Here is a 16,524-nt window from a genome sequence, read left to right as displayed (position 1 = left end):
GCGAATCGCTGCGTCCCTGGCTGCTGTCCAAGCCTCCCGGATCGCGGCCAGCTCCTGGTAACGGGCCTTGTCGTCGTCGTTCAGCTCGGCTGCCCGCAGCGACAGCTCGTCGTATTCCCGTTCCAACCGGTTCCGGTTGTGCTGATCCAGCCAGGCACTGGGCACGGTGTCCAGCGCGGCGAAGCGCCGCGGGTACTCGTCCCGGAACGCGATGCGCTCGGCATCGGTCATCCGCTGCCAGAACGTAGTGGCCAGCAGCGCTTTCTCCCGCACCTCGGCAGGCGGGGCGTCGCGGGAAACGACCAGCTGTCCCACATCCAGCAGCCCGACCTTTTCCAGCGCAGCATCCACCAGCCTGCGCCGCTCGGCCGACTTTCCGGGATCCGGTGGCGGAGCACCGGACACCGGCACCGCGGGCATGTCGCGCACCGGCTCGCCCGGCGAATCGCCCGGCTCCAGCGCGTGTTCGGGGGTCGGCGGCTTGCCGGCTTCGAAGACGATGCCGTGGAACTGACCGACCGGCTTGTCCCACTTGGTGAACGGCTTGTCGACAATCTCGCTGCCCTTGCGTTCATGCACCCACACAGTGCCATCCGGCCTGCGGTACAGCACAAACGCGTGTGCTCCGGACGGGCCGTGGGTGACCGTGCCGAACACGATCTCACCGCGGGCGGCTCGCCTGCGCATCGAGTCCAGGTCGGTGAAGCCGCCCTCGTGCCACTTTGCCTTCAGCCGGTGTGCGATGTCGGTCGGCCACATACCGCCCGTCCGGATCGCGGTGTCCGACAAAGACGGCAGCTCGATGTCCTGCACCCCCAGAACTGTGGACATGAACCACATCGAGTCGGCGGCGCAGAGCTTCGGGACGTCGTCGAATTGGTGTGCGTTCTGCGCCTCGTTCGGCTGTCCCCAACTCGAGACACCGTCGGATGCCGGAGCGGACGACGGTCCACCCAGCGGCATCCGGCCGTCGGTGGGCCCGGTCCGTGGCATCCGACCGACACCGTCGGTGGGAGCCGGCTGCGCCTGCGCCGGTGGGGCATCGTCGAGCGGAAGCCGAACGGCCCGGCGCAGTTCGGCGTCGATGCGCAGGTCGAGCTGTGCTGCGGCGGCGAAGCCCCCCGCGTCCACCGCCTCGTTGCGCTGCTCGATCAATTCGTCCAGGAGTCGGTTCTGCTCAACCAGCGCCCGGAACTGCGCACGCAGCCGGTCGTGGTACTCGACAAACCTGACCATGAGATACAGCCGTTCCCGCCGCCAGTGCGGGTCGATGCGGGGCGGGGTCTCGACGGTCAACCGCTCGTGCAGCTGGGCGAGGGTGTCCTCGCCCCAGCGCAAATATTCCGCGTCTTCGTGCGAGTCTCGGACCAGTCGCGTCCGCTGGGCGACAAAATGTTTCTTGGCCTCCACCAACCGGCGTTGCCCGGCCGCCAGTTGATCGCCCAGCTTCTTGATCCGTTCGGTCCGAACGAATGCGACCCGGTATTCGGTGACATGTCGAAGGAAGGCATTCAGCCTGCGCAATTCCCGCACCTGCTGCCGGGCTTGCGGTCCGTGCCCGCGGCGCCGCAGTTCGTTGATCAGCTGCGCATGTTCGGCTTCCACCCGGCTCGGGGGTAGCGCGTCGCGGTCCAGGCCCAACCAGACCGTGAGCTGTTCGGTGATGTCATCGCGGTGCCGCTGCCAGGTCTCGAACTCGTGCCTGGTCAGGTTGCGCGGGTTCAGCTGCGGTTGGAACGTGTGCGGGAAATCCCGTTGCGCCGCTGCCGCACTCGACTCGGTGAGCAGTCCGCGCACATTCTCCCCGAGTTGGACCCGCTGTCCGGCGCGCTGTTTCCGAGCCTGATCGGCCAGCTCGGCCAACCGGCTCTCGAAAAGGCTGCGCAAGGTCAGCCTGGTGGCTTCCCGCGCATGTTCCCGCTCGGCGATGGCCAACAGTCGCTGCAGCTGCTCGGCCCGCTGCCGAGCCTGCGGGTCCTCGCTGAAGATCAGCTCCACCTCGAGCTGCTGCTCCCACTCGGCCACCAGGTGACGGCTCAGATCCAGCGCACCCGGATCCTGGCCGTTGGCACGCAGCAGCTCCGCCTCACCGGGTTCCAGTGTGCCGACGGCCCATTCGGCATCACCGAGTTTCGCTGCCAGACCGGCCAGGTCTTTGGTGTTCCAGGCCAGCAGGTCGAAGTCGGCGTCGGCGTCCAGGCCCTCGTCCGCGCGTTGCTCGGCTTTGCGCAGCCCCTCGTCCACCGCGAGATAATTCTCGATCCGGGTCTCGTGTCGAACGAGGTCGGCAACGTATCCGGTCATGTCCATGTAGCGCCGGAACTGCAAACGTGCCTTGCGCAGTTCCGGTGTTTCCGACTCTCGATCGGCACGCTCACGCAGGTCACGCAATTCTTGTTCCGCGAGCAACCGATCGGTCAACATCGCGGACAGCCGCTTCGTCTCTGCCTGCAACTCCCGGGCTTCGGCGTTCGCAGCAAGCCGTTCCGTGGCCAGGAGCCTGGCGAGATCGTTACGGGCATCGTCGTAGAGCCGCTGAAGTTCCTCGCGTCCAGGGCCCGGCAACAACAGTCCGTACCAGTCCGACCGCCCGTCGAGCAGCATCTCCACGCGCAGCCAGACCAGAAACTGCGCGCGGCTGCGTGCCGAATGCACGGCCATCCGCAGCAGATTTTCCGCGAACGCGGGTTCGGGCTGATTCAGTGTGCGCTGCGTATAGACGTCGAGGACCGGGAGGTCCCGCACGAGGTCCTTGCTCGCGATCTTCCAGGACACTTCGGCCTGCATGGCCGTCACCGCCTGGGCTTCGAAAACCGGGGTGAGTGTGTCGATCACCTGTCGCAGGCTGGCGCCACGGCAGATCAGCGAGGCCAAACGCGGCGGCACCTCGGCTCCGCCGCGGTTCAGTTGTGACCGCCTCTGCTGGTATGCGTCGGCCGACTGCTGCAGTGCCCAATCCGGCACCGCACTGTCGTCGGTGAGCACCACGTAGACCTCGAGATGGGTGGCATTGTCGACATCACCGATGCCGACCAGCGCACCGTCCTGGTGCAATATCACTGCTTCCGGTGCACCCGGCAACCGCGCGGCGGTGCGCTGCAACCCGCGCAAGGCGCGATCGATACCGTTGCGCCTGTTCAGCCGCTCCGCGGTTTCCGGTTGCACCACACCGTCGGCCCTGCGCTCCATATCTGCCTGCATGGAAACCAGCAGCTGCTCGGCGAGATGCCCGGGCAGCGCGGCGAGCTGCCGGGCCCGCATCGGCACACCCGACAAATTCGCGATCAGCTGTGGATGGGCCTGAGCGACCAACGCCAGATCCTGGGAACTGAAGCCCTCCTTCAAGACCGACAACAGCTGCCAGGCACTGGCTTCGGTTCCCAATGCCCGCAACTTCGCCGCCAGCTCGTCGGCCATCGTCATCTGTCCCGGGGTGAGCGGTCGGATCTCTGCCCCCGGATCCCACGCCGGGGCATCGACTTCGCTGACCTCCTCAGCCACATCGGTCCGTCGGACAGCCTCGGTGACAACATGGCTGCCACTGCCGCGACCGGCCAGCAGCACCGTCCGCCCGCGTCCGTCGTTGCGGGTTTCGAAGGCAGCATTCGTCAAGGCCACGTGCTGGGCCAGGTGCTCTGCGTCCTGCCGTTCCCGGGTGTCCAAAACGTCCACCCACCGGTCCCCCGGGGACTCCTCGGTGGCGAAGTCGTAGTCAACGGTCACCACTATCGCCACCGAACCCGACAACTCTTGCTGCTTCTGCCGCAGATACGCGACAGCCTCGGCCGTGGTCTGCCCGACCTTCGAATAGTCGGACACCGAGCCCGCCTGATAGTGGATCATGTTCTCGGCGTTCTCGACATCGCCGACCGCCATGCGGATCTGGTACCGCCCGCCGACTGTGACCGGGTTCCCAGCCCGATTCTCGTCCGGCAGGTGCTCACCCGACAACAACCGCACCCGCAGCTCGGGCACCCTGCTCTCGGTGGTTTCCACCACCTGCGCGGTGAACGCGCCGGCGACCCCCAACTGCCGCACCAGTTGTTTCTGTTCCTCGGAACGGTCCGCCTCGGGAACCGCCCGCGCCCGGTCCAGCCGCCGCTGCCGGTTCCGCTCGACTCCGGGGTGCAGCACGTCCACCGGTAGAGCACCGACGGCAAACCGCAGCGCCGGATGCCACCGCAGCAATTCGTCTCGTCGTCCGGCGTCATTCGCGGCCTGCCACAGCTCGGCGACGATATGGCCGACCTTGCGGGCATCCTCGACACTGTTCGCCTCCCGACGAGGGTCGAACCCGGTGATCAGGTCCTCCACCGAGGAGTACCCGGTGCCGTGCAGCGCCTCCTGCACGATCGGGAGCAGTTCGACCGATCCCGGGGCGAGCTCGAACAGCGCCATCCGACCGGTGTTCGTCTGCTGGACCGCAGACCGGAACCAGCGGTTGTTCCCCGGCGCGTGCACCGGAGTGGGGACCAGCGCACTGCTGTTGTCCGACAGGGTTATCCGCACCCGCCCCGGTCCGGCTTGCAGGGTCACCCGAAGATCACCGCCGCCGCTGTGACGCATATCGGTGCGGACATTCTCGAACTCGCGCAGCACGCGACGGATCCGCCACACCGACCAGCCGGGCATCTGCTGGCCCAGCCAGCTCGCTATCTCACTGCGAGTGCGCATATTGTCGACCTCGGTGCTGCCCACCCGGAACGTCACCTCGCGCTCGTGAGCCGCGTCGAATTCCCCCCGCCGCCAGGTGTCGGGTATCACCAGCCGCCGTGTGGGCGCGGTGGTCTGCGGTGCCCAGCCGCTATCCGATCGGGCCAGCCAGGTGCCGATCCGCTCATGCAACCGCTGCATCACCGGCAGCATGTGCGGACTGTCGGCACCCGCTCCGACTCGTCGGTAGCTCGCGGTGATCTTCCCGTCGTACTCGCTCAGCTCCACCACGACCCGGGTTGTGCTTCCCTCGGGCAGCCGCAGCGTCAACCCGACCGCCAGGCCGGTGTCGGTGGTATACACCCGGTCCACGCTCACCTGGAACCGGATTCCGTCCACCTCGTCGGCCCCCGCGAACACCCTTTCCGCGATCGCGCCCCGCCATCGCCACACCGCATGCGGATTCAGATCCTCGGTGGCGACCCCGTCGTTTCGCCAGATAGCGCCCTGCCCATCCCACACCGGCGTTCCGGCGACGCGGACATCCTGGTAGTCCAGGCCTTGCACCGCCAACGATTCGGCATCGTCGGTCACCGGATGTTCGGCCTGCCCAGGACGGCCGTTCACGCCGGGTTTCAGCCACATGCCCTCAACCCGGGCAATTCCCTTGGGTGCTCGGGTTTTCAGCCATTCATCGAAGTCGATGTCTTCGCCGTATTCGTGGACCACCACCTTGTCCCCAACCAGCTTCACGCCGATCGCGTGCCCGCCGACCTGGTCGGGGTTGGTGATCCCTTCGAAGAACAGCACCGCGATCACCGCGCCGCCGTTGTCCTTCACGAACCTGCGCAGCTTCTTCAGGTTGCCGAAACCGGGGATGTGCCAGCCCGCCTTGGTCACCCCCTGCACCCGCCGGCCGCTCACCCCGTTCTCGGGGGCGATGACATCTTCCCCGGTTTCCGGGTCTTGCACAGTGTCCGGTATCGGCCCACCCACACGCGCCCAGGAGTCCCGCGTGACGTCCATGAGGCATTGGCCGGGACGAGTGTGCGCCGGACCGACGCCGTGCAGGTGCATGTCCATGTCTGCGCCCGGGCCGGTGACTCGCTTCGGCGAAGCGTCCAAGTCGTGCAGTGCCGCGGTCAACCCATCGGACAGTTCCTGGTCGATGCGCGCCAACTGCTGTTCGCGCCGGACCGATTCACGGTCCGGGACGCGCAGACCGGCCAGCCTCTCACGTTCGGCAGCCAGCGTCTCCAACCGGGCGGCAGCGCGTTCCAGCCGGTCGACCCGCAGCTGATGGCGGCGGCCCTCGGCGACCAACTCGCCCAACTCGCGCAGCGCGAGCCTGCGGTCAGACCATTCTGTGGCCATCCAGCCGGGCCGGCGACCCTCGGAATACAACTGCTGCAGTTGGGCCTGCAGCTCGGCTAGATCGTCCGAGAACCGGATGTCCCTTTCCCGGTAGAGCTCCGCCAACGATTGCTGTCGATCCGCAATCGTCTCCCGCACCGCAGCCAGCCGGGCGCGCGTCGAGCGGTACTGCGTTTGCAACGACTCGATGGCGGTAGCGCGGTTCGCCGCGGCAAGAAAGCCCTCGACGCGCCCGATCGCCGACTCCAGCTCTGCCCCACCCTGTTTGCCGCGCAGCTTGCGCAACCGCTTCAGCTCGCCCGGCCCCAGCGTCTCCGGGGAGATCTGGAAGGCCAAACCGATACCCAACGCCGGGTCCTGCCTGCTCAGGACCGTGCGCAACCTCCGCTGCTCGGCCCAGGCCTGAAGTCCCATCCGGTGCAGTCCGTTACCACCCAACTGCGGGCCGGCGGGCATCCGCTCAGCCCGGTTGAGCGGATGCCTTTCGAATTCCTCCGTCGCGTCGAGCAGCGCGCCGTGCTGGTCCGGATATCCCTCGGTGAAATTGATTGATCCGGCCACGCTGCCGAGCTCGTTCAAACCGTCCTGCAGGTCGAAGAAATGGTTCGCGAGGGCCGAATCCTGTTCTTGTGCTGCGAAAATCCGGTAGAACTGCTCTTCCTGAGCGTCGATGCGCCGGACCCAACGATCGGCTTCCACAGCCTCGTCAGCCATCCGCAACAGGTTGTGGACAGCAGTGAACCGGGTGACCCACTCTTGCGGCGATTGTTCGCTGCGCAGCGCCAGTTCCAGCGGAACACGCTGGGGGTCGGGGTCGGCCAGCATCTCCGCAGTGATGCCGATCCGCTCCCCGGAGCGACGCACTTGCTCCTGCCACGCCGACCTTGCGGTCGAAGTACGGTCGATCAGATCCGCTGCGGTCAACTGGTCATCAGCCAACCCCTCGTTCAGGGACTCGACCAACTCCAGGTAGCGCCACTGCTTCCGCCGCCGCAACCGCACCAGATTGTCATCGAACGCCGGCACCTGCCCGTCCGCTTCGGCGAGCAACAGCTTCCGGGCACCGGCGTTCAGTCGCCCGAACACCTTCTGCAACCACGCCGGTTTCGGCGGACCCCGGTCGAAGCCCGGCAGCCTGCCCAGAGCCACATGCGGGATGTCCTCGTCATAGGCGATCCGGTGGTCACCTTCCACGAACGGAATCACGATGTGCCCGGCGACATCCGCGAGGATGCCGTGCACCTGCAGGATATTGTCGCGCTCCGGCCCTTCTCGCTCCTGGATCCAGGCCTCGATCTCATGGTCTTCGAAAGTCCGCAGCTCGCCGTCGACCCACTCGCGCACCACCACCCGGTAGTGCCCGTCGGCGTCGACTTCTCCGATGTCCTCGATCTCGAACATGTGCCCCCCGATCGGGCCCGCGTGCTCGAACACCATCGCACCCGCGGCCGCACCACCGTGCAGGCGGATGTGCTTCACCAGGTCCGGCAGCGACCGGAATTTCTGCCAGTCACCTTGTACCGCACGGACAACCTGGATCTCGGCGAAGCCGTCGAGACCGGGCTCGACATTGTCCAACCCGGGTGGGCGCTGCTCCAGTGCCCCGCGGGCGACCTGGAAGTCCAGTAGCGCACCGACGCCGTACCGTGCGCACAACGGCGGATTGTCCTGGTGCGGGACGACATCGCGCGGCGGCACAGCGGTCGGCTCGACCGGCGCATAGCGCGCCGCGACTTCGGCCAGGATCTCGTCCATCCTGGCGTCGAACTCGTCGTGTACGGTCTCCGGATCGACCTCGTCCCCGGCCAGGGCCAAGGCGGCGTGGCGCTCCTCGAACTGTTCCTCCAGCCGACGGACCCGGTCCAGCAGCCACTGGTAGTCGCTGTTCTCCCGGTGATAGGCCTCGATGTAGAAGACCCGCTCCCAGGTCTCCAGGTACCCCAGGTATCGGTCGGCCAGTTCACGCTGCTGTGAAGACAGTTCGGACAGTGCCTCGCGCACGGTGTCCGGATCCACCGACGCCGTGGACACCCCTAGCTCGCGGGCCAGCTCACCTAGCCGCGGGGACAGCTCCGACAACGCCTCGCGCACCCTGTTGGGATCCAGCTCGGCGGGAAGCTCCCCGAGTTCGCGGGCCAACTCCCGATGCTGCCGGGCACGCTCGAGCCGGTGTGCCTGCAGCTTCAGCGGGTCGAAGGCCGAGGCGGCCGACGTCCGCTCCGCGACTTGCCGTTCGACTTCAGCCCGCTCGTAGTCCGCCATCAGGAATTTGTTGCCGAGCATCGTGAGCGCGTTCACCGGGGTGTTGCCCCGGAAGTAGCCGGCCTCGGCCTCCTGCGCGGTCCATTCCGGGACCGACTCCAGCAACACCAACAGCTCGGACAGCACATCGTCGTCCACCCGCATCGCCAGGGCCGCGAACAGATCCGGCAACTCCTCCGGGGCCAGATTCTCCGGCTGCGACAATCCGGCCTCGACGTTCAGCTCCCGGAACCGGTCGTGCAGCCGGCGCACCGAGGCCAGGTTCCCCGACACCGCTGCGACATGCGCACGCTTCGCCTCCGGGTCGGGCAGCTGCCAGTGGTCCGGGTCCGATCTGGCGGCCAGGTATCGCTCATGGTGGCGCACTTTCGCATCCGCGAACAACCAGTCGAACGCCTGCCCCAACAGCAGCCGCCTGCTGTCCTCGTCGACTCCGTCCGCCGTCTGCGCCAGCTGTCGGATGGTGGTCAGCAGCGCCGCAGGCGTCAGCTGCTCCGGATCGATCACCACCGGTTCCCCGTCGAACCCGCGGAAAGTGGCGCCCATCTCGACCAGTTGTGCACCGAAAAGATCACGGTTACGCCGTGCCCGGGCGAGTTCGAGCTCGACCGCCCAGTTCGGATTGCGGTACCAGCCGGTCTCTTGGAGACCTGTTGTCACCGAATCGATTTCATCACCCAGCCGGGCCCTGGCATGTTCGACGGTGTCCGGAGCCAGCTGACTGTGCAGGTGGTTGGCGGGACGGCGACCGTACGGATCACGTTGCCGCGCCGCGGCGTTCTGCGCGGCCACGGTGCGGGCGAAGTCGTCACCGTCGATCACCGCCGACCCGGCATCGTGTCCGAGAATCTCGGTGGGGATCTCGTCGGTCGGTGCGATCAGCGCGGTTTCGACGAAGTCCACGATCACTGCGGTGTCCGGCTGCCCGTCGTGGATCAGGTTTACATTCAGGTACGCCAGACCTGCACCGGGGAGTACTCCCGAGGACGTCCGCAGGTGGTTCGACACCATCCGGTCCGCCGGACTCATGCCCCACAGCTCCAAGGACATCTGCGGGAGGTTGAACACCATTCGGTGCACCCGAGCCGCGGTGTCCGGGTTGCCGAAAGCGACGGTCAGCCGCAGCCGGCCGTCGGCGGTGTAGCCGTGCGACAACCGATACACCGGCCCGAATCCGTGCTCCCGACTGAACTCCGCCGCTTCCGCCAAAGTGGCGCGCATCTGTGCCAAGCCCTCTGCCCGGTCACTGAGCTCGCCGTGGTTCTCGCCCGCCAGCATCCGGGCACCGGCATCGTCGATCGCCTGTTCGAACTGCTCGCCCAGCACCAGCTGCCCGGCCACGTCGCACACCCCGGGCGGCAGCCCAGGGGCTTCGGCCAGGATGTGCGGGAAGCGCTCGGACAGCAGATCCCGGACGAACTGCGGCCACTGTCGCCAGGCCGCCTCGTTGCGCTCGCCCCGCGTGCGTGCCATAGCGAGGTCGTCGTCCGGGGACAACAGCATGTCCCGCAACACGGTCTCGAGGTCGCGACCGGCTACGTCGAACCCGGCCCACTGCAACGCGGTGCGAATGAGGTGTTCGTCGGCACCGGCCAGCGGTGGCTTCCGCACGAAGTTCGCCTCATACGGGTCGGCTTCCCGAATATCGACCTCATATTCAGACAGCAACCCATCGGAATCCGCGGTCGCCGCGATCGCTCTGCCCTGGGCACTGTCGACGACCAGATGCAGCTGCGCGGCCTGCCCGGGTGCCCGGCTGCCCACGGCATCGCCGATGTCGTCTGCCAACAGCTCGCTCATGTTGTCGGCCAACTCGGGGTCGAGATCGTGATCAACCGCGGGTGCGTACCACAGCAGCGCGGCCTTCGACTGGATCATCTCGTTCAGTGCCCGCTGCAGACCGGAATCCGCACCGTCGGTGTGCTCCACCGAGCTCGGCTCTGCCGCGGCATCGATGTGCACCGCCACCGAGTCCGCTTCCTGCAGTTCACCGAACCCGAGCACCGTCGGCCCCGGCGCCTCGGGGACCCCGACCGCGAGCAGGTGCACCGGGGGGTGCCCAGGCAGCTGGGATGCCACCCGTTCCGCAACGGTCAACCGGTCCACCCAGGCGTCCAGCTCGGCCAACCGCGCCACGTTCTCGGGAGTGGTCTCCTGTTGCAGCAACTCCTGCCGCGCGTGTTCCAGGCGGGCCCGGTTCACCTTGTCCAGCAGCGAATCCGACAGCGTCGTTGCGCCCGCGAGATGTGCGCGGTACATCTCCTCGGCCGCCGTCTGCACTATCAGCTGCCAGCGTTCCTGCGCGCTCTGCTGCGGAGCCCGCCCGGCGAGAATGCCCTCCGCAATCGGACCGACCCGGCTCAGGAATTCCTGCCACTCACCCGTGTCTTCGATCCCCGCCCCCGGCGGCCGGGCCAGCCATTCCGGCAGCACCGGTCGCGGCTCGACATACGGCGGCGGTTCAGCCATCATCGTGCCGACCCGGAAGTCTTCGGTGGTGCGGCGTAACGGCGGAAGGGTGTCGTCCGCTCGGCGCGCCGGACTCGGCCGGCCCGTGTTGTCCAGGAACAGCCCCAGCACCGGGCGGCCCACATCGTCCGGAGACACCGTGAAATCACGGTCCATCACGCCGATTCCGACATCGCGGCGCTCGATGCGGACCGTCTTGTCCGGGTCGACGATGCGCACCAGCCAGTAGGCGTGGCCGAGGCCGTTGTCGCCGGGAACGAACACCAGCACCCCGACGCCGTTGCCGCCGCCGGGGCGGATCCGCTCCTGCTGCACGGCGAACACATCCAGCGTCCGCACCGCGTCGGCGACACCCGACAGCTGCTGTGCGGGCCATCCGCCCAGCGCCCACTCGACCTGGCTGACCAGCGTCCCGTTTCCGCCGACATCGCCGAGCCGATGCAGCAGCAGGTCGAGGTCGAGGTCGGGGTAGAAGTCCGCGATGTCGGTGAGCACTTCTACCGCGCACCGGTTGAGTTCGTGTGCCGACAACCACCCCAGCGGCGTGAGCTGTTCCGCAGTGTTGGGGTGCTGATAGTCCGCCAGGGCAGGCCCGGCTCCGGCGGCCACATCGGCGAACACGTCGTCCACAGTCTGCCCGGTCAGGTAGCGGTCCACCTGGCCCTCGAGATCGTCGAGATGCCGGCCGAGGTTACGGACCTCTTCGGCGCGCGGCAGCAATCTGTCCAGCTCGTGAGCCTGGGACATGGCCGCATCCTGGGTATTGTGCTGCCCCTGGGTCCACCACTCGACGACGTCGGCGATCACCTCGTCGCGATGGCGGCGCACCTGTTCCGGCCAACGCGGTCCGTCACCGAGCTGACTCAGACTCATCCCGTTGCGATCGGCCGCCGCGACCACCTCGTCGTAGCCACGCAGAAATTCGACCAGGAGCGCATTCCTGTGTCCGACGGCGTCGTCGAGGTGCCGCAGTCGCGCTTCCAACCGCGCCGACTGCACCTGCCAGTACCGGTAGGCCTCCGCGGCCGACCGCAACCGGTCCAGCAGCCGCAGCGCCCGCGCCAGCTCCGGTGAATCCGCTGCTTCCGGAGCCGGATTGCGCTCCAGCCGGGCACGCAGCATGACGGCGTCTTGTTTCAACTGCCGCATCCGCTTCGATTCCCGCAGCATCGTGTACCGCTCGGCGGCGGCCTGCTGCTGCGCATGCGCCTGTCGGCGCGCGGCAATCAAGGCATCCAGCCCCCATCCCCACTTCGCCATCCGCCCGGCCTCAGCGGTGTTGGCGATCAGCTGCTCGAGCAAGTAATGGATCCGGGCCGGGCCGGTCGCAGGACCGATGTCCGTGCGCCCGAGTACCGCCAGCACCAGCTCCGGAGTCACATCGGACAGCGGGATCCCCTCGGCGTCGGCCAGCTCCTGCCGCACGACGCCCAGTGCCGCGGTCAACTCGTACATCGACGCGGTGTCCGGGTCGAACTCCAGCCGCCCCCGGGTCACCTCGGCGAGCTCGCGCGCCTCCTCCCGCGCCATCTCGGCGAACCGGTCCCGGTCGGTCGCGGTCTTGGCGGCGAACTGGAGCACGCTCTCCGCCACGGTGATTCCCGGATCGGTGCGCGGGATCCGGGCCAGCTCCACGGCGGCATCGAAGGCTTCGGCGGCTTCCCGCATCCCGGAGAGGCGCTGCTCGGTTTCCGCGATCGTGTCGCGCAGCACACGCAACTCGGCGACCGCGTAGACCATCTCCAGGGTCTCCACCGACCGGACGTTGCCCACGATCCGTTCGAGTTCGTCGTCGTCGGGCACCGCCTTGCGACGCAGCCGCCTGCGCAATTTTTCCTCGGCCTCGGCCAGCCGCTGGTCCAGGTTCAGTTCGGCGCGCTTGTTCACGCCGAGCACGGACCTCAGTTCATCGACGCTCACCTGGTATTCGTCCAGGTCGAACGGCCGCCCGAGCATGGTGGGCACGGGCACCGGTTGCTGTGCCCGCTGCAGTTCCGCCAGCAGCTGTCCGGCCAGGTCGTCCAGGCGTACCGAATCGGCGACCGCCGTGGCGTATTCCTCGGCGGAGATCTCCCCGTCGTCGCGCCGAGCGTGCGCCGCGTGTAGCCCGTCGTCCGCCCCGTCGATCCGACGCTCCCACGACGCCATCCTTCGTATCTCGCTGATGCGGGAAACCGCCCAGTGCAGCCCTTGGAAAGACTCTTCCGCCTCAGCCACGGCCGAGGGCTTGTCGGCCCACTCCGCCAGGTTGGCCAGCACCTGCTGCACCGACAGTTCGTCGTTCAGGTTGTCCGGCAACAGCAGTGCCGTCCGCCGGTCGTGGTCGGCCACCGCCGCGGTGATCTGCTCGTTCAGCCGTACCCGCGCCTGGGCACGTTCGGATATCCAGCTGTCGTACTCGGGCGACTGCTCCGCCAGCAGCCCGGCGACGGGATCCGGGGACGGCTCCGACTCCGACTGTTCATCCTGGTCACCGAACAACAGCGACAACGACTCTTGCAGCTCCCGGCGCCGGACACCGGCGTACTGCCGCAGCCGCACCAGTGCGGGTCCCAGTTCCGGAGCCGGATCAACCACCCCGCCGGAGTCGCCGGGCGGCCGGAACAATGGTTCCTGTCGACTGTTGTCGAACCGCGCACCCAGGTTGCGGGCCGGGTGGTCCTTGCCCGGGTTGTCCGGCGGCTGTTCGCCCGGAGCCAGCGGGTGCAGCGGCTTCCTGTGCTCGTCGAAGACGATGCCGTACAGCGGACCTTCAGGTTTGTCCCGTTCGTCGAACGGAATGTCGACCACCTGGTTGCCGAGCAGCTCATGTACCCGCACATGTCCGTCGCTGCCCTGGTACACCACGAACAGGTGCGCGCCTGCGTCGCCATAGTCCACCGCACCGAACACCACGCCGCCGCGTTCGGCGATGACATACATCTCCTCCAGCGAGGAGAACCCGCCCGGCTGCCACTTCGCCCGGGCCGCCAGCGCCAGCTCTTTCGGCCTCGTGCCCGACAGCTGCCGCCCGCGGTCGGACAGCGAGAGCGGATCCACCGGCAATCCGAGGACTTTCGCGCCGAACCAGGTGCCTTCCGCCGCACACAGCTTCGGGGTGCCTCCGACCAGGTGCAGAACCGAAGGTTCGGTCGGTCGTTGCGGCTGTGTCGAACCGTCGCTCGCACCGGCAGAGAGTGGCTCGGTAGGCCGGCGCGGGGGTCGGGAGCCCATCCCATCAACCGGAGCGGTGACCGCGGGGCCGCCCTCCAGGATGTCAGCCTGCCGGTGCCGGTCGAGAACGGTCGTGACCTGAATCAACCCCACGCCCAGTTCCCGGTCGAGTTCGATTGTCCGAACCGAAAGTTCGGCAGTGCGGGCGGCATCGGCGAACATCTGTTCGACGTCGGCGATCGGTTCCCGCATGCGTTCGGTGAGTTCCGCCAGTTCCGCACGAGCGCGTCGCAGCCGGCCCGCCACCTCGTCGAGCCGTTGTATCCGCTGCTGCAGCGCACCGACATCTCGGCCCCGGTCCCGGCGGAGCTGCGCGGCCGCGAGCAGTCCGGCAACCTCGGGCAGGATCCAGACGTGGTCGGGGTTCGCCTGTTCCGACTCGAGCTGCTGCCGGTACTCCGCAAGTTCGGCGACCCAGGCGTCACTGCCGCGATCCGAGAAGCCGAGCAGCTCGACGATTCGGCGCGGCACCCGCGCCTGCCAACCGTCGCGTTGGTTCGCGCGCCACAGGGCAAGCTCCAGCTCACGGATATTGTCGTTGAATCTTGTTGCCGACCTGGCACTTTCGGTCTGCACCCCGCGAAGATCCCCCGACAGCACGGTCAGCCGATCGATTCGCTCGGTTGCGGCCAGGAACTCCTCGCGCTTCCGGATCGCTTCGTCGACGCTGCGCAGCCGTTCCACGAGCTGCAGCTGCTGCCTGTCGGCACCCGCATCCCGCAATTCCCGCATCGTTTCCCGGAATCGGCTGTACAGGTCGGCGGCGCCGGGCATGCTGAGGCCCATGCTCCGGAACAGCGCCTCGACCTGCGCGAGCAAGGTCGGACGCCCAACAACCAGGTTGTCGCGTTCAGCGCGCACCACGGCGGGATCCGGGGCGGCCGCCTCGCTCGAGTCGCCATACCGGTATCGCATGTGGTCGGCGACGGCGGCACGCCGGGCCCGGACCAGTTCGGCGGGCAGCTCGCCGCGCCGTGCCGGGGGACACTGTGCCGGGTCACGAACCGCCTCCGCCAGCCCGCTGTCGAGCAGGCTGTCGAGCATCCGGGTGGTCGCCGCCCGCTCCTCGAATTCCCGGGACCACTCTTCCAAGTGCCGCAGATCCCGGAAATCCGCTGCCAGCCGGGCCCGTTCGCGGGTGAGCTCGTCGGCGTTGTCGGGGACTTCGGCCAGCTCATCCAGCTGCGTGAACGATAGATCCCGCGGGTTGGTGCCGTCGTCCAGTAGGGCGCCCAACAACATCCCGGCCGTTTCCAGGTCGGTCCGCTGTGGCGAATTCGGCCGGCTCGGCCACGTCGGCCACTCCCGATTGGACAGGTTCAGATCCCCGGCAAGCTCCTCGAGCCGCTGCGCGCGGGCCACCAGGTCCTGGAACCGATCGGGGTCGTCACTGATTCGGGCATTGGCCAGCAGCCGCTGCAGCTCGGGGATGTCTCGGGTGCGTCGTTGAGCGCGGTCGATCTGGTGCAGCAACTGGGTGGTTTCATGACGCCACCGGAATTCTCGTTCCGCGTCGCGCAGGTCCTGGGACTTACCGGTCAGTGCCTGCAGGTTCGCGAGTTCCTGGTCGACAAGCAGTTCGTTTTCCAGTACCGCGATCGATATCTCGGCCCGCGCCGCCAGTTTCTCGCGTTCCTCGGCGAGTTTGCGGTACCACTGCGCGCGCTCCCCCGAACTCGGCTCCAGCAACTGTTCCAGCATTTCCTGGACCCGCCGCTCGCTGGTGTTCTGCAGCCGGCGGTCGTACTCGCGGAGTAAGGCCTTGACGGCGTTGCTCCAACTTCGCGTTAGGGTCTCGGATTCTTGCACCAGTCGCGCCAGTGCCGATTCCGGCCTGATCACGCCGTCGGTGAGCAGATTGGGCGGTCCGGTGGGCATCCGCGCGCCCATTTTCGAGACCGCGTAGGCTTTGCCGGCCTCGCCGCGGGTGGCGCCGTTCTCGTCGAGCTGGTGCGCTGGGGTCCCGTCGGCGTTCAGGACGATGCCGTGCCAGCCGACCACCCCGGACAACCCCTTGCGCCACACCTCGAAGTCCACCGGAGGCCGGTCGCCGTCGACGACCATGACCCGGCCGCTCTCCCGGTAGAGTTCAACCGCGTGCGAGCCGACCGCGCCCGCGTACTGGAAGCCGTCGAACGCCACCGAGCCGATCATCACCCCGCCCTCAGGCACCGCGTCGCGCATTGCGTCGAAACCGTTGTATCCGGCTGGATCCCAGCTCGCTCCGGCCAGCCAGGCACCGAATTCACCGGTGATCCCGGCTTCCTGCACCCCGTACAATTCGATCAGCTGCAGCCGTTCCCGCAGGTGGGCGATGACCGGGTCGTTGTCCGGGTCGGTGATACCGAGGTGGCGGATCCGCCCCGCGATCGCCCGCTCCAAGGCCTTCCTGGCCGCTTCCTGGAAGCAGTTGTAGGTGAGGCCGCCCAGCCGGTGTGAGATCTGTCGGTTCACACTGCCGTTGCTTGGGCTCTCGATCAGGAGCCGTCCCTGTTCCCGATAGTGCGCCAGTGAGTTGTGTTCCAGGACCTGCTCCACCAGGAGTGGTCCCAC

1 protein-coding gene (only partly in view) is annotated in these 16,524 nt (G+C 67.6%); it reads right to left on the bottom strand.

Going from position 1 to position 16,524, the window contains the following annotated elements:
- Window positions 1-16,524, bottom strand: part of the annotated coding region (locus tag AB4Z47_RS27575; RefSeq protein WP_441955089.1) for a hypothetical protein (this coding region is incomplete at its 3' end). Its footprint begins 17,221 nt before the window's first position; 16,524 of its 33,745 annotated nt are in view.

The organism is Nocardia sp. 2TAF39, assembly GCF_052114905.1.
Lineage (GTDB): Bacteria > Actinomycetota > Actinomycetes > Mycobacteriales > Mycobacteriaceae > Nocardia.
The sequence above is the reverse complement of the archived record's forward strand: the minus strand, read 5'-3'. Positions and strand labels throughout refer to the sequence as shown.